Source organism: Paradesulfitobacterium ferrireducens (assembly GCF_017310645.1).
Taxonomy (GTDB): Bacteria; Bacillota; Desulfitobacteriia; order Desulfitobacteriales; family Desulfitobacteriaceae; genus Paradesulfitobacterium; species Paradesulfitobacterium ferrireducens.
In genome coordinates this window covers 1-18,563 of record NZ_JAFLRH010000001.1, presented here as the reverse complement: position 1 = coordinate 18,563, position 18,563 = coordinate 1, and the positions used below count along the sequence as shown (strand labels likewise).

The 18,563-nt window shown below is 52.4% G+C and carries 14 protein-coding genes; all 14 read right to left on the bottom strand.

Annotation, left to right across the window (positions count from 1 at the left end):
- Positions 1-98 precede the first annotated feature (98 nt).
- The 14 genes from J0X21_RS00070 to J0X21_RS00005 all read right to left on the bottom strand — a co-directional run bounded on the left by J0X21_RS00070 (position 99) and on the right by J0X21_RS00005 (position 17,874).
- Positions 99-1,262, bottom strand: coding sequence for a DegT/DnrJ/EryC1/StrS family aminotransferase (locus tag J0X21_RS00070; protein ID WP_206808406.1), 1,164 nt, complete (start codon positions 1,260-1,262; stop codon positions 99-101).
- Between the two features lie 120 nt (positions 1,263-1,382).
- Positions 1,383-2,513 carry a glycosyltransferase gene (locus J0X21_RS00065; RefSeq protein ID WP_206808405.1) on the bottom strand — a complete coding sequence of 377 codons (1,131 nt, stop codon included), beginning with the start codon at positions 2,511-2,513 and terminating at the stop codon, positions 1,383-1,385.
- A 12-nt stretch (positions 2,514-2,525) separates the two neighbouring features.
- On the bottom strand, positions 2,526-3,737 hold the full coding sequence (locus tag J0X21_RS00060; RefSeq protein ID WP_206808403.1) for a glycosyltransferase family 4 protein: 1,212 nt from the start codon (positions 3,735-3,737) through the stop codon (positions 2,526-2,528).
- Between the two features lie 4 nt (positions 3,738-3,741).
- A complete protein-coding gene (wecB, locus tag J0X21_RS00055; RefSeq protein ID WP_206808401.1) occupies positions 3,742-4,815 on the bottom strand; it encodes a non-hydrolyzing UDP-N-acetylglucosamine 2-epimerase in 1,074 nt (357 codons plus the stop codon).
- Between the two features lie 107 nt (positions 4,816-4,922).
- On the bottom strand, positions 4,923-6,323 hold the full coding sequence (locus J0X21_RS00050; RefSeq protein WP_206808399.1) for an O-antigen ligase family protein: 1,401 nt from the start codon (positions 6,321-6,323) through the stop codon (positions 4,923-4,925).
- Positions 6,320-7,651, bottom strand: a complete 1,332-nt coding sequence (locus J0X21_RS00045) for an oligosaccharide flippase family protein (protein WP_206808397.1) — start codon at positions 7,649-7,651, stop codon at positions 6,320-6,322. The genes J0X21_RS00050 and J0X21_RS00045 overlap by 4 nt, the downstream gene beginning before the upstream one ends.
- On the bottom strand, positions 7,648-8,514 hold the full coding sequence (locus J0X21_RS00040) for a hypothetical protein (RefSeq protein ID WP_206808395.1): 867 nt from the start codon (positions 8,512-8,514) through the stop codon (positions 7,648-7,650). The genes J0X21_RS00045 and J0X21_RS00040 overlap by 4 nt, the downstream gene beginning before the upstream one ends.
- Positions 8,515-8,532: 18 nt before the next feature.
- Positions 8,533-9,639, bottom strand: coding sequence for a DegT/DnrJ/EryC1/StrS family aminotransferase (locus J0X21_RS00035; RefSeq protein WP_206808393.1), 1,107 nt, complete (start codon positions 9,637-9,639; stop codon positions 8,533-8,535).
- Positions 9,640-9,662: 23 nt separating this feature from the next.
- Positions 9,663-10,544: an N-acetyltransferase gene (locus J0X21_RS00030; protein ID WP_206808391.1), complete on the bottom strand. Its 882-nt coding sequence runs from the start codon at positions 10,542-10,544 to the stop codon at positions 9,663-9,665.
- Positions 10,545-10,793: 249 nt separating this feature from the next.
- On the bottom strand, positions 10,794-11,840 hold the full coding sequence (locus J0X21_RS00025) for a Gfo/Idh/MocA family protein (protein WP_206808390.1): 1,047 nt from the start codon (positions 11,838-11,840) through the stop codon (positions 10,794-10,796).
- A 55-nt stretch (positions 11,841-11,895) separates the two neighbouring features.
- Positions 11,896-12,135, bottom strand: a complete 240-nt coding sequence (locus J0X21_RS16150) for a four helix bundle protein (protein ID WP_206808388.1) — start codon at positions 12,133-12,135, stop codon at positions 11,896-11,898.
- Positions 12,136-12,183: 48 nt separating this feature from the next.
- Positions 12,184-13,539: a nucleotide sugar dehydrogenase gene (locus tag J0X21_RS00015; protein WP_206808386.1), complete on the bottom strand. Its 1,356-nt coding sequence runs from the start codon at positions 13,537-13,539 to the stop codon at positions 12,184-12,186.
- A 509-nt stretch (positions 13,540-14,048) separates the two neighbouring features.
- Positions 14,049-15,899: a polysaccharide biosynthesis protein gene (locus J0X21_RS00010; RefSeq protein WP_206808384.1), complete on the bottom strand. Its 1,851-nt coding sequence runs from the start codon at positions 15,897-15,899 to the stop codon at positions 14,049-14,051.
- 253 nt (positions 15,900-16,152) lie between these two features.
- On the bottom strand, positions 16,153-17,874 hold the full coding sequence (locus J0X21_RS00005) for a cell wall-binding repeat-containing protein (protein ID WP_206808383.1): 1,722 nt from the start codon (positions 17,872-17,874) through the stop codon (positions 16,153-16,155).
- Positions 17,875-18,563 lie beyond the last annotated feature (689 nt).

The following is an 18,563-nucleotide window of genomic DNA, read 5'->3' as shown; positions in this document are numbered from 1 at the left end:
TCAGAATTCAGGATTCAGAATACTGCGGGCATAAGCTCTCCGGTCTTGATTCTGACTACTGACTCCTGACTCCTCGACCCGAGTAGTTTCTTATCCTGTTATTTCCTCGTCCTCTCCACAACCCTCTTGACGGCTTCAATTACGTCCTGGGTATCCTGGGCGCTCATCTTAGGATAGAGCGGCAGGGACAAGATCCGGTCAAACGTCCTCTCGGCCTGGGGATAGTCCCCGCGCTTATAGCCGTACGTTTCACGGTAATACGGGTGCAGGTGGACCGGAATAAAGTGCACGCTGGTGCCGATTTTTTCTTCTTTAAGCTCCTCAATAAACTGGGCCCGGTCTGTCTTTAGTTTATCCAGGTTGAGCTTGAGAATGTACAAATGCCAGGCGTGGCGGGTGTAACCCTCTTCGACCGGCACTTCCAGCTCGGGCAGCTTTGCGAAAGCTTCGTTATAGCGCTCGGCAATCTCACGCCTCAGTCCCTGCATCCGTTCAAGCTTAGCCAGTTGGGTAAGACCCAGAGCTGCCTGGATGTCCGTCATATTGTCCTTGTAGCCGGGGTACAGAATCTCATAATACCAGGAACCGGCAGCGCTGTAGCGGTTCCAGGCGTTGCGGCTCATGCCGTGCACACTGATGACCCTGATTTTGTCGGCGAGGGCTTCGTCATTGGTGGTGACCATGCCCCCTTCTCCGGTCACGAGGTTCTTGGTCGCATAGAAAGAGAAGGCGGTTGCGTTCCCGATGGAACCGATCATCTTCCCTTTGTACTCCGTATATACGGCATGGGCGCCGTCTTCCAGGACGAAAAGGTTATGCTCCCGGGCCAAGGCCAGGATTTCATCCATCTGACAGGCGTGTCCGCCGATATGCACCGGAATGATGGCTTTGGTGCGGGGAGTGATCTTTTCTTTCACCCTATCTACATCAATATTCATGGTCACGGGATTAATGTCAGCAAAAACCGGGGTTGCCCCCACGTGAATGACGACATTGGCCGAAGCCGCAAAGGTCATGGGCGTGGTAATGACCTCATCTCCCGGCCCGATACCGGCCGCTACCAGGGAGAGGTGCAAGGCAGCCGTGCAAGAGTTGACCGCGATTGCATATTTCGCACCGACGAACTCGGCAAAACGCTTTTCGAATTCCATGGTTTTCGGGCCTTTGGTAATCCAGTTGGACTTAAGGCTGTCCACCACTTCAGCGATATCATCCTCTTCAATCAAGGGTAAAGCGTAAGGCAAAAAATCTGTACGAGGCATGTGTAAGCACTCCTTTCGGGTTGTAAGTACTCAGAATTCAGGAGTCAGGAGTCAGAACTAAAAGCTACTGACTACTGTCTACTGACTCCCGTCTACTGACTCCTGTCTCCTGACTCCTGTCTACTGTCTCCTGTCTCCTGACTCCTGTCTCCTGTATCCTCCGTCCAGCACCCCCTGGTACACCCTCTCCATGGCGGCGGCATTCTCCCGCCAGTCGTAATGCTTGAGGACGAAGGCCCTCCCGGCCTCGCCCATGCGCCGGCGCTCTTCCGGGTTGTCTAGCATGTATTCCATCGCTGATGCCAGCTCATTTATATCTTCAGGAGGTATTAAGAGCCCGGTCTCCTTATCCAGGACAACCTCGGGCAGGCCGCCCACTGCGGCGGCGATGACCGGGCGCCCGCAGGCTGAGCCTTCAACGGCGGCAACTCCGAAGCTCTCCTGGCGGGAGGGAAGCACGACCACGTCCAGGCTTTGGTAAAAATGAGCCACTTCCCGGTTAGGCAGTGCGCCCAGCCATTGTACCCAGTCTGCGACCCCCAGCTCTGCCGCTAAGGCTTTGAGCGGCTCCTCCTCCGGACCCGTGCCTGCGATTCGAAGCAGCGCTCTCTGTGGGTGCTTGGCCTTCACCATAGCCAAGGCCCGCACCAGGATATCCAGTCCATAGACATGATGGAGGTACTTGGCTGCGCCGAATACTATCGGAGAATTAAGGTCAATCGGCTGCGTCTGCCCCGGCTCAGGCAGCTTTGGCGGAACCGGGGTAAAAAGTCCGGTGTCAACGCCAAAGGGTATGACCTCAATCTTTCGTCCCGGTTCAAGGTATTGACTCATCTCTGAAGCCATGACCCGGCTGGTTGAGCAGAGGACATCCGCTTGGGCCAAGATCCATTTTAACAGGGAAGCATGCATTCGGGATGAACGCGGAAAAGAAAAGATATCGCTGCCCCAGGCAGATATTATCAGCGGATGCCTCCCCGTTAAAGCTCCTAAAAGCCCAAAGCTGGTGGCATAATGTGCATGCACAATATCAGGCTTCAGTTCGCGGACCCGCCGCCGCACCCACGGAGCACGCAAAACGGCATCCGCTTTCCCGCCGGCTAAACGCGGGATCAGGTGAACGGTAACCTGCTCGATCTCTGCCGGGAGAAAGCTGAGGACGTCCACCTTCCACCCGCGCTCAGCCAGGGCCAGGGCCCATTTTTGCGTGTGTGAGCTGGCGGCGTTGGCCAGCAGGCACAGCTTTGGCATGTTAATCCCTCATTAAATACCTAATTCTCGCAGCCACTCAGCCACGATGCTGTCCCAGGAATAATGTTTTTCCACGTAGCTTCGTCCCTGCTCGCCCAAGGAACGCCCCTGATCTTTAAGCTCATACAGCGTACGGATCGCTTGAGCCAATTGCTCCGGGTTCTCCGGCTCAACGGTAAGCCCGGCACCCGCCTCCCGGATCAAATCCACTGCTTCCCCTTCCCCGCTGTAGATAATGGGAACGGCACAGCCCATGGCCGGGAACATCTTGGACGGACGCGCTCCCTCGAAGAGTTTGAGCTTTTTGAGGGGAACAATGCTGGCCCCTGCCAGGGAAAAATAACGGGGCATGTCGGTCACGGGCTGGAAACCCACAAACTGAACATTGGTCAGGTTATAGTCGTGAGCCAGCTGCTCGAGTTTGGGCTTTTCGGTTCCGTCCCCCAGAAAGAGGAAGCGGTACTGCTCCTCGCCTTGCAAAAGTCTGGCCGCTTCAAGCACGGTCTCAAGTCCTTGGGCATAGCCCATGGTTCCGGCATAGATTAAGACAAATTTATCTTTAAGCTGAAGCCGGTCCTGAAACTCCCGGTCCGGGGGCAGGGGTCGGAACAGTTCGAGGTTTACCCCGTTCGGGAGAAAGGCCACTTTTTCAGCCGGAATGCCCCGTTTGAGCCAGGTATCCCGAATCCCGAGCGTGACCGCTGACAGTTTCCAGGATCTCCGGTAGAGCCAGCTTTCAAGCGCTTCCGTTAACCGGATAAGGCTTTTATTCGTGACCAGGCCCAGCGCCACCGCAGATTCCGGCCATAAATCCGAGACATTGAACACGAGACGGGCGCCTTTAATCCATTGGCCAAGGACGGCGGTCATCCCTAAAAACAACGGCGGCGACTCGACAAAGAGAATGTCGCAAGGTCCGGCCCGAAGGATCCCGAAGAGGGAGGAAAATACAAACGAAAAATAGTTGAGCAGCCGTTTCCAGAAGCGACCCCTCTGCACCGGATAGACCCAGGTGCGGAACACCGTAAGCCCCTCGACCTCATCCTTCATAAAAAACCGTCCCCGGTACTCCGGCGGAATCACTCCGGAAGGATGATTGGGAAAAGCGGTAACCACGGTTACGTCATGCCCCTGCCGCTGCAGTCCCTTGGCCAATTCTTTCAGGCGGACCTGGGCCGCCCCGGTTTCCGGGGGAAAATACTGAGTTAACATTAAAAATCGCATGCCGTCACTGTCTTTCTCCATTTTCTTCGATGATGCTTACAAAGCGTCTGGCGGAATCCCCCTGCCCAAAAATGGGAGGCTGCCCCGCCGGCGGAGCCGCGCTTGCAAGTGCTTCTAATATACGTTTGGAATCAGCCCCGGCCAGGGTATTCCATCCCGTCTCGACCGTTTCCACCCACTCGGTTTCATCTCTCATGGTGATGCAGGGGACTTGGGCGAAATATGCCTCTTTCTGCACTCCGCCCGAGTCTGTCATAAGCTTCCGGCAGGCGCTCTCCAAAGCGATCATATCAAGGTAGCCTACCGGGTCAATGACTTGAACCTTAGACCCAAGCAGGGAAGATAAGCCTTGCTCTTGGATGATTTTGCGGGTGCGGGGGTGAAGGGGCAAAACGACAGGAAGGGGCGCTGCGGATACCGCCCTTAGGATTTCGCCCAGCCGCTGCGGATCATCCGTATTTTCCGCGCGATGGATGGTACAGAGAATGAATCCCTTGGGGTTTAGGTTTAACTGATCCAAGATGGAGGACTGGGCAAGGGCCAGTTCCCGGTTATACAAGAAGGCATCATACATGACGTCCCCGATCTGGTACACCCCTGCTGTGATTCCTTCTGAAGCCAAATTAGCCACCGCCGTATCTGTCGGGCAAAAAAGCCAGCGGGCAAGGTGATCGGTCAAGACCCGGTTAATCTCCTCCGGCATGTTGCGGTTAAAGCTTCTCAGCCCTGCTTCTATGTGCATCACCGGGATGTGCAGCTTGGCTGCAGCCAACGCTCCGGCCAGGGTGGAATTGGTATCGCCGTAGACTAAGAGTGCATCCGGTTTTTCCTCAAGCAGCACTTCTTCGACCTTAGCCAAAATGGCCCCGGTCTGCCGGCCATGACTGCCGGAGCCGATTTCCAGGTTATAATCCGGCCTCGGAATGTGCAGCTCATCGAAAAAGATGTCTGACATGTTGGCGTCGTAATGCTGTCCGGTATGAATCAGTATTTCCTGATGACGTTTTCTTAACTCTCTCGAAACCGGGGCCGCCTTTATGAATTGGGGCCTGGCTCCTACGACAGTAGCGATTTTCACGATCGGGTCATCCTTTCTCGGGACGAAATACTCAGGAGTCAGGAGTCAGGAGTCAGGAGTCAAGTCTGTCTCCTGTCTTCCGTCTTCAGTCCCTTTCTCCCGAATTCTCATTCCCACTCGAGGCGTGTAATCGTAATCAGCATGGCCCACAACAGCCACAAGAGCGGCTCTTCATACAGCCGGCCTTCTCCCTGCGCACTGATAAAAATGGCCGCAACCCCGGCCACAATGCTGGCGCTGAGAAAGCGGAGCTGATCATCCTGAGCGCGGCGCAAGATGTCCCACCCCCGCTGCAGGGTCTTGGCAAAGATAAAATACAAAACGGTAAACCCGATAATCCCGGTCTCCGCCAGCACCGTCATGACGGCTGTATGGGAGAGAGATACATAGAACGTGGAGTAGGGATTAAAGTACGGATACAGGGTCATAAAAGCGGTTCCAAACGTACCTATCCCGATCCCAATCAGCGGGTGGTCTCTGACCATGGCTATGCCAACACGCCAGAGATATTCCCTGATTCCTCCGGACGCTGAAAGGATTCCCTTGCTCAAACTCTCCAGGCGCCGCATAATGACCGGATTGGTCGCGGCCGCACCGATCATGGCAACGACCATTAAGAGCATGGCTGATAAAGTAAAGCGGCGCCGGGGAACAAGAATCGCAAAGATGACCATCGCCCCTGCCAAAGCCAATAGCCCCCCGCGCGAGCCGGTTATGCCGAGGCCTGCTCCCTGCAGGACAATCGCTCCTAATGCCAGCAAACGCTTCGGCCAACCGTCTTGACGTTCCAATTCGGCCACTGCAAAAAGGAATGTAACCACCAGAAACCGCGCTAAGATGTTGGGATCGGCAAATGTGGCATTGGCGCGCCGGTTAATCAGCACAGCAGGAGTGACGTTAAAGAAGAAATGCCCGCTTAAATACTCGCCGATTGCGATTAAGCCCAGCACCGTCCCGGTTACGATCAGAGTCTGTCCCACCAGCCATAAATCCTTTTTGGTTGGCAGGTAGATCAAACCCAGACAGAGTGTGACCAGCATCGATACCAGGCGCACGCTCTCAGCCAGAGACTGCTTCGGTGCGATGGAAAAGAGGGTCGATAAGATGTACACACCCAAAAGGGCACCGAACAGCCAGATCAGGGAGTCCTTTTTTAATAAGTGCCACGAGGTCGGTACGCTCCGTTTACGAAGGTCGTAAAGCCAGCGCAGACCCAATGCCGCCTGGGCCAGCCGGAAGAAATCCAGCACCGAAACGGTAAAACCGGCGACTCTCTCTTTCAGGATTAAGACAGGGATAAACTGTTTCGAAACCTCCAGGGGAATTACGGCAACCAAGACAGCCGGGAGCCAGCGCGGACGCTTTACCGCAACCCAAGCCAGAAACCACAGGTACACGAGGGTTAACAGAGTGGACGGGTAAAATACCCCGGCTGTGATCATGCCAAACCAAAGCAAAGTTACGATTCCTTCGACAATCAGCAGCCCCCGGTTTTCTTTCAGGTTCATGAGCGTGTCCCCCCTCGGGAGGTCATTATTTGATAAAATATGGTTCTTGCGTAGCTAAACATCTCAGAGGCATCCTCCCGGGTTAAGATCAAAATTTGGGCTAAGCCATAGCCGCTCTCCCGTTTCAAAAAACAGAAATTGAGCGTAAAGAGCGCGATATAGACTAGGCTGGAAGCGATGGAAGCACCCTTGATTCCCCATAAAGGAATTAAAGAGAAATCCAGAATGATCGTAAGCACCACGCTAACGCCGGTCGCAATACTATTATAAACAGGCTTGCCCCGCGCCATTAAATCTCCGGATATGACCGTGGCTCCCCCGAGTGCGATAACCCCCGGGAGCAGGAGCAGCAGGGGATAAAAGGAGCCAAGGAAACGGACTCCGAAAAAGAGCCAAATCAGCGGATAGGCCGTCAGGGCAAGGGCTAAAGCCGCCAGGAACGTAAGAAAAAGCGTAAGCCTTAAAACTTTGGGCGTTGATTCAAAAGTAAGGGCATCTTCGCCTGAGGCGAGCTTCGGAATTAAGGCAGTGTTGACGGCATTGCCCACATATCCGACCATCTCAGCCAGTGCTACCGCAGTCGTATAGAGCCCTACCTGAGTCAGGGGCAAAAATCCGGTAATGATGAATACATCCAGGCGGTAGTTGATGATCATCATGACATTGGCAGCATAAGACTTAAGTCCAAACCCCAAGGTCTTGCGCACATAGCTTAGGTCAAGAACGAATATCCTCCAGTTAGAGAGCTTCAGCATATCCGGCAAAAAATAAAGGGATGTGAGCACATTTCCCAAAACCCAGATTGCGAAAGCATTGGTGACGGTCAGGCGATGGAAGGCGCCTAAGGCCGCAACTCCAACGGCAACCACTACAAACTGGATCATCAGACCGATATTATACTTGGCGATCCGGTTCAGGCCCCAGACAATGCTCAGCCAATAGAGGTTCAAAAGCCCAAAGGGGATGACCAAAACCATGAGTTGCAGCTGGGAAAGACTAACCGCTTGCATATACCCTTGGCGCAGCACCAGGTAGCTTAAACCTACCCCCAAAGACATCAGTGCTCCGAGAATCAGCGCTAAAACGGTTGCGTTCCCGGCGGCCTTGGGGCCGTCTTCTTTATCCTTGGCAATATAATAGGTATTGGCGTAATTTAATCCCAGACTGCTTAAGGGTACAAGCACGGTTGGAATCTGAACCAAAAAAGCGTACAAACCTTTGCCCCCCGGGCCTAAAACCCGGGAGATTATAATTTGACCGGCCATTGACAAGACAACCCGGCTTACAGTTCCGATCAGGGTAAGCAAACTGTTGCGTACAAGACTCATGAAGAGCCCCCATTATCTATGGTTAAGACACTGGGATCCACCTTTTCACTGGTTACGATGATCTTTGTCGGATAGACTGAGGAATAATGTATTTCAACCATGTTCCCCAATTTAACTTGATCCCTTTGCTCACGGGTGAGGTAGAAAGTCCAGGTGTATTTGGCATCAGCACCGGGAGCTACAGTTATATAATAAGGGTATTTATCAAAATCGAAGTTGCGTTCAAGCTCAAGTGTTTTAATTTTCGTGGTGAGCCAGAGGTCACGGATAAATCCTTTGGCCACTTTATCGGCATTCGGGACCGGCTCGACATCGCTTTCCGCGGGAGAGCGGTAAGCAACCCGGACACTGTTAAGGGTTTTTAGAGATGCCAGTTTGTTGGAGTCAACAATAAAACGTTTAACCTTGTCGTCAGTTAAAGAGTGAACCACACAATAGAAGAGGTCATTATTCTTCGGGGAAATCCGCTCAAGTGAGATGATTTCTCCGTCCATAAACTGCTCGCTGGGATCAATTTCCGCCGTGGCTGAGACATAGCTGCCGGATCCGACCCATTCGATCTGTTGTCCGACTTGGGGGGTCTTTTCCGGGGTAACAAAACTGATCAGATCAAGCAAGCCGTCCTTCGTCTGAACTTTGTAAACGGTGCCGACAAAGAAATAGTGTTTGATGTCCAAGAGCGTTCCGCTTGCAATCGAAATTTGGCCGTTCATGAAGCGGACGGCCTCTGCCTGGGCTCCCTGGATTTGCTGTTCGGTATAAGGCCCGCGAATTTGGCGGTACCCCCAGAACAAGCTGAAGAGCAGGAGCAAAAAAACTGCAACTAAGACAATATTTCCTGCCCTAAATACTTTTAGCTTCATTATTATTCACCCGCTAAATTATTCACCCGCTAAAAAACCTGCAATTACTTTGACGATTTCTGTTTGCTGTACTTGGGTCAGTTCCGGATAGCAAGGAATGGCCAGTGCTTCCGAGCACGCTTTTTCTGCCACCGGAAAGTCTCCTTCTTTATATCCCAGATAACGGAATGCCCGCTGCAAATGCAAAGGCACCGGATAATAAATTCCGCTGGCAATCCCGTGCTTTTTCAAGTTTTCAAGCAAAAGATCACGCCCCGGGAGGCGTATGACATAAAGATGATAGATCGGAAGCGCCTGTCCATCTTTACCGGGAACCATTAACGGCTGGCCCGCAAGCAGTTCGTCATAAGCAGCTGCCCTTTCGCGGCGCGCCTGGTTCCATTGATCAAGATATTTGAGCTTGACGCGCAGGATGGCAGCCTGGATCTCATCGAGGCGGCTGTTAAACCCGAGCTTTTCGTGATAATACTTAGTCTGGCAGCCATGGAAGCGGAGCATCCTAAGCTCTGCTGCCAGGTGCTCGTCACTGGTGACAATCATGCCGCCGTCCCCGTATCCGCCCAGGTTCTTGGTGGGAAAGAAGCTGAAGGTTCCGGCATGTCCGATAGACCCGGCCCGCCTGCCCCGGTATTCCGCGCCGATGGCCTGGGCCGCATCCTCAATTACTTTAAGGTCGTGGCGGGCGGCGATTTCCAGCACGCGTTCGACATCGACCATCTGGCCAAAGATATGTACCGGAATGATGGCTTTGGTCTTGGACGTAATTTTATCTTCCAGCTGATTCAAATCCATGTTCAGGGTCACGGGGTCAATGTCCACGAAGACAGGGGTAGCACCGACTTGGGCCACCGTTTCGGCGGAAGCAAAGAAGGTAAAAGGAGAGGTAATGACCTCATCCCCCGGGCCGATGCCCATGGCCTTCAGAGTTAAGACTAAGGCATCCGTGCCATTGGCCACAGCCACCGCGTATTTCGTTCCGCAATAGGCGGCTATTTCTTCCTCAAGAGCTTTCATTTCGGGCCCCAGGATGAATTTGGCGGAGTCCAGAACGTTTAAGACAGCTAGATCTATTTCGTCTTTAATCGCAAGATATTGGGCTTTCAGGTCTAAGAGAGGAATACTCAAGGGGTAGCGCTCCTTTCAACATTCTATTCTTCAGGTAAGAGCTCTTCTTCTGGAACATCCCGCACTTCGCGCGCAGGGAATCCTTTCATTACTTTACCTTGAGAAGTATCCTTGGTAACAAGGGCTCCGGCGGCGACGAAGGTTTCGGGGGCTACTTTGACGCCGGGCAGCAGGATCGTTGCTCCGCCGACCCGGGCTCCACGGCCGATGGTTGCGCCCTTGATAAGCTTAAAGCGCTTTTCCGTGCGCCCCATGAAGTTGTCATTGGTGGTTGTGACCATGGGTGCGATAAAGACCCGCTCCGCAATCTCCATGTAAGCGGTGATGTAGGATCCGGTCTGAATCTTGGTAAAGTCCCCGATGCGGGTGTCATTCTCAACGGCCACACCGCTCCCGATGATCACGTTGTTCCCAATAGTGCAGCGCTCGCGCACCATGGCTCCGTCCCCGACCAGGACTTTCGCGCCGTAGCTTGTCCCGGCATAAAGCACGGCGGAACAGCCGACGGTGCAGCCTGCACCCATCTTCAGGGGCGGAAGATCTGCCTGAACTTTGACCGTACTGGTCGCCGCCGGGCGCGGGGCTCTCCCCAGGGAAGCGTTGCTTCCGGTGAAGCAGCCTTCCTCCAAGACAGTACCGGGATAGATTGTAGTATGGTCGCCCACTTGCACTTGCGCGCCCAGGAGTGCGCCTTCGCCGACAGTGACATAGCTGCCGAGTTGACAGCCTTGTCCGATGCGGGCGCCTGCACCGATAACACAGCCGACACCGAGAACTGTTCCTTGTCCGAGAACAGCATCCTCGGCGATGACACAAAACGGGCTGATTTCTACGTCTGGGGCCAAGACCGCAGTTGCGGCTATTAGCGCTGTTGCGGCGACTGAGGCAGATACTATTTCAGACATGTCGTAACTCCTTAGTTAAGGTACTCAGAATTCAGGAACGTAAGTCTCCGGTGACGATAACATCCGGTGGATGTTATCGCCGAGGGCGAAACCTCAAAGAAGGCTAACCGCCTGAGGATGACTTACGCCGTTCGGCAAACTCAAAAGAATTCTTACTGCCGAACGGAGCAGTAGTCAGAATAACGTGGGTTTCTGTTTCCGTCTCCTGACTCCTGTCTACTGACTCCTGACTACTTATCAGTATTAGACTTACTCCTCGGCCAGCGGAAACACCACCGGCTGTTTCGTCTCCTGGCACTTGTAAATCGCCAGGATAATCTCCAGGGCTTTTCTCCCCTCTTCTCCGGGTACTGCCGGAGACCGGTCTTCCTCAATCGCTTCGATCATGTCGGCGATGAGCTCCCGGTGGCCGAAGCCGTACACATTCGGAGGGTCACTCTCCTGGGAAGCAAAGATATTCTTCTTTTCCTCTTCGCTTTCCGGGAACTCCCACACTTCAATCCGGTTGACGGCAATCCCGCCCACAATGGCGGAACCTTTTTCTCCGAAAACATTTAATGTCTCTTCAATATTCTTCGGGAAAATAGTCGATGCGGCTTCGATTAAACCGATGGCCCCGTTTTTGAATTTAATAACGGCAGCACCGACATCTTCCATTTCAATTTTGCGCAAGTTGGTGGCCGTGTATCCAAAGACGGATTCCACCGGGCCGAACATCCATTGCAAGAGGTCGATATTATGAATGGACTGGTTCATTAAAACCCCGCCGTCCTGGAGCTTGGTGCCGCGCCAGGGAGCCTGGGCATAGTAATTGTCATCGCGGTTCCAGCGCACGGTAGCCTGACCGTGGGTAAGCTTGCCAAAGCGCCCGGCTTCCAGAGCCTCGCGCACCAGCCTGATCGATTTATTGAAGCGGTTTTGATGGATTACCGCCAGCTTCACTCCGGCCTTGCGGCAAGCCTCAATCAAAGCATCGGCCGTCTTCAGGGTCATAGCCATCGGCTTTTCCACCATCACGTGCTTGCCCGCCTGGGCGGCAGCAATCCCAATCTCGGCATGAAGCCCGCTGGGGGTGGCAATCGTCACCACGTCAATATCGTCACGCTTCAGCATCTCATGGTAATCCGTATAGGGTACTGCCCCGTATTTATCGGCAAACGCCTGAGCGTGTTCAGGCACAATATCGCACACTGCCACTAATTCGGCATTCGGCAGCGCCACAATCGATTCAGCATGCTTAGGCGCAATCCGCCCGCAGCCGATAATTCCAAAACGCATCCTCTGTCTCCCCAACATTACTAAACCCCCTTACTTTAGTAGTTGTTTCATACAAGTAGTCAGAATTCAGGAGTCAGTACTCAGAATACCGCGGGAAAATGTTTAAGAAACGGATTTTATCTGCTTTACTACGTTTACGGAAACCTTCTGCAATATTGGCTGCTATTGAAACCGCAGCTCGCCGAAATTGTGATGACAAACCATATATCTCATCTTTCGGAAATGCACTGGAAAGGCGATAAACTGAAAGGACGAACAGGTGCGCCTTTTGCCATACCAATAGGTCTTCAAATGTCTTTGCTGGTTCCCTCATTCTGACTACTGACTCCTGTCTCCTGTCTACTACCTTCTTGAACGATCCCTAGATTTTTCGAATCTTCTCCCGGTTCTCCCGCACCTCTTTGGTCGCATTGCGCGTGTCTACAATAACTTGGGCCTTGGCCGCCACCCGCTCATAGTCCACGGTGCTGTGATCTGTGAGAATCAGGACACAGTCTGCCTGGGCTAAAGCCTCATCTGTTAAGGCCACACTTTCTAGGTGAACCGTGCTCCCGCCATGCGGCTCAATTACGGGAACAAACGGATCATGATAGGAAATATTCGCCCCGTTTTTGCGCAAGAGTTCGATGATCTTCAAAGCAGGAGATTCCCGCACATCTTCGATGTCTTTTTTATAGGCCACACCCAGGACAAAGATCTTAGCATCCTTCAAAGACTTGTTCTCTTCGTTTAAGGCCCGGATTACCCGGTTGACAACATAGTAGGAAACTTCCACATTGATTTCCCCGGCCAGCTCGATAAAGCGGGTATGGAAATCATACTCGCGGGCTTTCCAAGTTAGATAGAAGGGGTCAATCGGAATGCAGTGCCCGCCGACACCCGGCCCGGGCCAGAAGGTCTGAATCCCGAACGGTTTCGTGCCTGCCGCTTCGACGATCTCCCAGATATCAAGGCCCATGCGGTCGCACAGCAGCATGAGTTCATTAACCAAAGCAATATTAATGGCCCGGTAAGTGTTCTCAAACACTTTCGTCATCTCGGCCGCAGCCGGGGAGGACACAGGCACGACATTGACAATCGTCTGGGTGTATAAAGCATAGGCGATTTCCAGGCAAGCTGGGGTCACACCGCCTACAACCTTTGAAGTGTTCTTAGTAGAAAAACGCTTATTGCCGGGGTCAACCCGCTCCGGAGAAAAGGCCAGAAAAAAGTCCCGTCCCACTTTCAGTCCCGTTTCTTCCAAAATGGGCAGAATCACTTCTTCCGTGGTTCCGGGATACGTGGTGCTCTCCAGTGTTACCAGCTGGCCTGGACGCAGGCTTTTGGCTATCTGCTCTGCAGAATTCTTCATATAAGAAATGTCAGGATCGCGGGTGATCGTCAATGGAGTCGGGACACAGATAATGATGACATCACATTCCGCCAGACGGGAAAAATCGGTGGTTGCTGACAGGGTGCCTTGCTGTACCAGTTCCTGCAGTTCAATGTCCTTGACATCCCCGATGTAGTTCTGACCGGCATTCACTTGGTCCACGCGCTTGGAGTTGATGTCAAACCCCAGAACCTTAAATCCGACTTTTCCTTTTTCGACTGCTAAGGGCAGACCGACATATCCAAGCCCAATAACCCCTACCTGAGCTTTATGACTTTCAATTTTGTTTTTAAGCGTTTTAGCTTGAACATCTTGATCCGTAATGACTTGTTTGACTGTCAGCATCCGTCGTTTCCCCCTATACTTAAGTACTCAGAATTCAGTAGTCAGTACTCGATCAGTATTCAGAATTCAGGAGTCAGTACTCAGAATAATAAAGCTGCTTTATCCGTCTCCTGTCTCCTGATCCGTTCGACCGGAAGAATTTCTCTGCAGCTTGGCCGAACGGCGTAAGTCATCCTCAGGCGGTTAGCCTTCTTTGAGGTTTCGCCCTCGGCGATAACATCCACAGGATGTTATCGTCACCGGAGACTTACGTTCCTGTCTCCTGCCCTGAAAATAGACGAGGGGCAATTACTTAGCGAACCGTAGAGCAGAGGAGCGTCGAGAGCGCAGTTGATTCAGCGTTAAGCAGCGTCACGGTTCACTTCAGGTATTACCCTAAGGTTTGGCGCTGTAGCTGAATCAACAAGCGAACAGCTCCGGCGCGTGGTGAGCGGGTAATGCACCTTGGCTATTTTCATCCATCAGTGGTGCCGCATAGCGGCATGGGAGTCTGACTCCTTTATTCTGTCTTACTGATTCGCAACCGCTTTCGGAGCCTGCCTGCGGAAAGCCGGTACCACTCCCTGCAGAAGCTTGATTACTTCATCGCGGCTTAAATAAGAACCGCGTTCGCGGATAATGGAAATCAGCTCTTCGATCTTTTCTTCGTTAATCGAATTGGGCTTAGCCACAAAAATCCGCTTGTGCTTGGTTGCGGTGGTTCCTTCTTCGGACGTGAGCAGTTCCTCGTACAGCTTCTCACCCGGCCTGATCCCGGTAAACTTGATTTGGATATCCACTTCGGGCTCAAATCCGGACAAACGAATTAAGTCACGGGCCAAATCTAGGATTTTGACGGGTTTGCCCATGTCCAAGATAAAGATTTCTCCGCCTTCGGCCATGGCCCCGGCTTGGATGACTAACTGCGCAGCTTCAGGAATGGTCATAAAATACCTGACCATCTCGGGATGAGTGACTGTGACCGGACCGCCTTTAGCAATTTGTTTTTTAAATGTAGGAATCACGCTGCCTCTGCTTCCCAGAACATTGCCAAAGCGCACTGCCACAAAGCGGGTATCGGAATGCTTGTCCATGCTCTGAATAATCATTTCCGCAACCCGTTTGGTCGTACCCATGACACTGGTCGGATTGACTGCTTTATCGGTTGAAATCAGGACGAATGTCTTGACTTTCACGGCATCTGCTGCCTCAGCCAAGTTTTTGCTGCCAACGATGTTGTTTTTTAAGGCTTCTTCCGGGTTGCGCTCCATGAGCGGGACATGCTTATGCGCTGCGGCATGGAAAACCACCCCCGGCCTGTGTTTCTGGAACACAAGCTGAACTTTGTCCCTGTCTTTAATATCTAAAATCTCCGTGACTATATCTAAGCCCGGATAATCGGAGCGCAGCTCTTGTTCAATATCAAAAACACTGTTTTCTCCATGTCCGACCACAATGAGTTTTCCTGGGTTAAATTTCGTGACCTGGCGGCAGATTTCCGACCCTATGGAACCCCCGCCTCCGGATACCAGGACGGTTTCTCCAGTTAAGTAACCGGCAACCTGTTCAAGGTCAAGCTCAACCGGTTCCCTTCCCAATAGGTCCTCGACCTGAATCTCACGGATCGGATGGGCATCTACCTGACCGCTCAGGACATTGATAACCCCGGGCATAATCTTAAGATCCACACCCGTCTTCTCGCAGATCTGGACAATCTCCCGCACCGCTTCCCCCGAAGCCGAGGGCATGGCAATAATCACTTCATCGATATTATGTCCTTTGACAATGCGCGGGATGTCCCGGCGCGTGCCTAATACCGGGATACCCATTAACTGCAGCCTCTGTTTTTTAGCGGCGTCATCAATAAATCCTACCGGACGGCCCTCGCGGAAATTGCGGTTTTTGAGTTCCCGGGCTGCCATCACTCCGGCATCCCCAGCCCCCACAATTAAAACCTGTTTTTGGGATCCCGGCACATGAGGGGTAAATACATTTTCCTGCAGGATACGCCAGATAAAGCGCGATCCGCCTATCAGAAAAACGGTAGTGAACCAGAGCAAGGCTGCCACGGAGTGTGGGACACGCTGAGGTGCAAGGACGTAAACGAGGGCAACCGTGCCACCCGTGCCAACGGTTACTGCAAAAACGATTGACAATAATTCCCCGGTACTGGCATACTGCCACAGTCGCTTATATAGACCAAAAACATAGAAAACCGCCAAATATAGAAGTGTGGCGGCCCATGCTGTATGGTAATAAATCGAAAGATCCTGTGCTGAGATGTCCCCTTCGAAACGGATATAAAAGCTTCCAAATGCGGCCAGATTGACTAGCATCGCGTCAACCAGCATGAGCAAGAGCGTACGTTTACGCATCAGCATTAGACAATCCCTTTCCTCCAGGTTTCGTTACCGTTCATCAGTTTACTACAGTTTTTGCACTTTTACAACTGCACATACATTACACTGCACATCCGTCCCACTATTCACGTAATTACCCTGGTCAAGTAGTCAGGAGACAGTAGACAGGAGTCAGAACAAGTATCCGACGATACAAAGCTGCTGTTCTAATGCCCGATGTATTCTGAATTCTGACTCCTGAATTCTGAATACCTGAATAATTGCTTGTTCACAACTATCCCTGAATCTCCCATTCCCTTTTAGTCAAAGAAAAGAGTTCCTGCTGACGGTCGCTCGGGATCGCACCTTCTCCGCCAAAGATATAAGCCGAATTCACTCCCTCAAGTTTTTGCGCCAATAATGAACTAAGATTAGGATACTCAGCAAGGGATGCAGGCGGAATCAGGATTAAGGAAGCTCCTTGGTGTACTGCAAAGGCTGCCCCCGTCAAAGCATCAGGATAATCTTCTCCGGTAGCAAAAATTAAATTGTTCGTTTCAGCCTTAAAAAATTCAGCCACTTTGATCATGGTCTCATAACGGTCAGCGCCGCCTAAACGAATCAGAGAGTCAGCCGGAAGTCCCAGGGTGGTTTGCACGACGGACTTCACTTTATCCGAAAGGACACCTTCCCCGCCAATAAGATAAACTGTCGCAGGGTTAAGCTTACGCAATGCTTCCAGCGTTGCCTGAGGGAGAGCGGATTTCCCGGCGAGCAGCACCGGCATTCTGTCCCTGCCGGCCGTTGCAGCAACACTCAGGGCATCCGGGAAGTTTTCCCCGGTCGTTAATACAACTGACCTGGCCGGGGACTTAAGCTCCAGGCTGATAGCAGCTGCCGTTCCATACCGGTCAGTTCCGGTAAGACGGACTTGCCGGTCTTGACCCCAACCCATTGTTTGCAATTGGGTAGTAATATTTGAAGATAATGCTCCTTCTCCACCCAGGAGATAAACTTTTTGCGGGTTAAGGGTTTTTAAGGCCGCAGCAACCCGTTGATCCAAGCTATCGGAGGCAGTCAACAATACCGGAGCCTTTAGCTCTGCGGCCAGAGGCACTCCGGCCAAAGCATCCGGAAAATCGTCCGCCCGGGCCAGAATGACGGCACCTGCCCCCTGGGGCCAGCCCGACTGGGCTTGGCGGACCGCCGTATCAATGCGGTCACTGCCTGCAAAACGCTTAACCTGAACCGGCCCAGTAGCCTGAGCAAGGTCTCCCAGGTGTACGGGCTGCGGTGTTTCCCAGCGCACAGAAGCTGAAGGAACTCCCTGTGCAGGCAGTAAGGCCGGGTCAATCTTCATAATCTCGACGGCTTTAATAAAGCGTAATAAGAAGTCTGGGGGTTGGGCAGCTAAAGCCCAGACTTTATCCTGGTAAGCCTGAACAGCCGGCGTGGAAGTCTGCGTGGAAGTCTGCGTGGAAGCCGGCGCGGCAGCAGCGGAAGCTGCCAAGGTTCGCGGGTTGTTCTTATCCGACCAGCTGTTGTAAGCCCAAACCGCGAAATACCAGTTCTCCAGCTTGTTGCGGTCCCCGTCCCCGATCTTAGGGACCATGTTCCATTTTTCGTTCAGCAGATCCGCTCCTTTGGCTATATTAAAATCAAGGTCATCCTTTAACCGCTGAATGGTCAGCACATCCGCATCATTATAGGTTGCTACTTGCATCATACCGATAGCCGGATGCGGATCGCTTCCGCCTAAAACAGTCTTGCCTTCGCTGTCCCACTGTTTCCAGGCACTTTCTTTGAAGGCAATGGTTTTGAGAATCACGCTGGGAATATTTTTTTCCCGCGCGATCGTCTCCAGCTTTTGGTTAATTATTTCCAGCGGGGGATTTTGACGGACATTTGGCTGAGGCCCTTCTTCTCCGTAGACAGGAAGGACAAGGGAGTAAATGGAACTCATGAAAAACATGATCATCAGCGCGAAAATCGCACTGAATCTAACTCGCGTCTTCATAGCATCCTCCAAGATAGGCGTCTGAGACTAGCATTCAGAATTCAGGAGTCAGGAGTCAGACTCCCATGCCGCTATGCGGCACCACTGATGAATGTAACAGGCAAGCTACCTTGCGGAGCGAACCGTAGAGCAGAGGAGCGTCGTGAGCGCAGTCGACGAAGCGTGAAGCCGCGCCACGGTTCACTCCAGGTATTACCCAAAGGTTTGGCGCGGTAGCGAGTCGACAAGCGAGCAGCTCCGGCGCGTGGTGAGCGGGCAAGGTAGCTTGCCGGCATGTTACAGGGCAGGATTCAGAATATCCCGTTTTTCATTCCTGTCTACTGTAATTCAACAGGTCGCTGTCTATTTCCTGCTTTTTCGAGCGACTATGGCATTGTTCATTTTTGGCAGGACCATTCCCAAGCCAATCAAGAAAACTCGGCTGGCGCCACGTTAGTCCCGGTGGGACTAACGCACTTGTCTAGTTGCACTTATGCCACCAGAAATTTATGCTTTCTGATTGGTATAAAGAAAGGAGCCTATTTGAAAGCTCCTTCAAACCTACAATCCTGCAATCCACTGGATTAATTCATTCTGCCCTGAAAATAGACGAGGGGCAATTACTTAGCGAACCGTAGAGCAGAGGAGCGTCGAGAGCGCAGTTGATTCAGCGTTAAGCAGCGTCACGGTTCACTTCAGGTATTACCCTA

Excerpts from the sequence above, each read along its gene's own strand:
- J0X21_RS00070 (WP_206808406.1), bottom strand. The coding sequence starts at position 1,262 with ATGCCTCGTACAGATTTTTTGCCTTACGCTTTACCCTTGATTGAAGAG.
- J0X21_RS00065 (WP_206808405.1), bottom strand. The coding sequence starts at position 2,513 with ATGCCAAAGCTGTGCCTGCTGGCCAACGCCGCCAGCTCACACACGCAA.
- J0X21_RS00060 (WP_206808403.1), bottom strand. The coding sequence starts at position 3,737 with ATGCGATTTTTAATGTTAACTCAGTATTTTCCCCCGGAAACCGGGGCG.
- J0X21_RS00050 (WP_206808399.1), bottom strand. The coding sequence starts at position 6,323 with ATGAACCTGAAAGAAAACCGGGGGCTGCTGATTGTCGAAGGAATCGTA.
- J0X21_RS00045 (WP_206808397.1), bottom strand. The coding sequence starts at position 7,651 with ATGAGTCTTGTACGCAACAGTTTGCTTACCCTGATCGGAACTGTAAGC.
- J0X21_RS00040 (WP_206808395.1), bottom strand. The coding sequence starts at position 8,514 with ATGAAGCTAAAAGTATTTAGGGCAGGAAATATTGTCTTAGTTGCAGTT.
- J0X21_RS00030 (WP_206808391.1), bottom strand. The coding sequence starts at position 10,544 with ATGTCTGAAATAGTATCTGCCTCAGTCGCCGCAACAGCGCTAATAGCC.
- J0X21_RS00025 (WP_206808390.1), bottom strand. The coding sequence starts at position 11,840 with ATGTTGGGGAGACAGAGGATGCGTTTTGGAATTATCGGCTGCGGGCGG.
- J0X21_RS16150 (WP_206808388.1), bottom strand. The coding sequence starts at position 12,135 with ATGAGGGAACCAGCAAAGACATTTGAAGACCTATTGGTATGGCAAAAG.
- J0X21_RS00015 (WP_206808386.1), bottom strand. The coding sequence starts at position 13,539 with ATGCTGACAGTCAAACAAGTCATTACGGATCAAGATGTTCAAGCTAAA.
- J0X21_RS00010 (WP_206808384.1), bottom strand. The coding sequence starts at position 15,899 with ATGCTGATGCGTAAACGTACGCTCTTGCTCATGCTGGTTGACGCGATG.
- J0X21_RS00005 (WP_206808383.1), bottom strand. The coding sequence starts at position 17,874 with ATGAAGACGCGAGTTAGATTCAGTGCGATTTTCGCGCTGATGATCATG.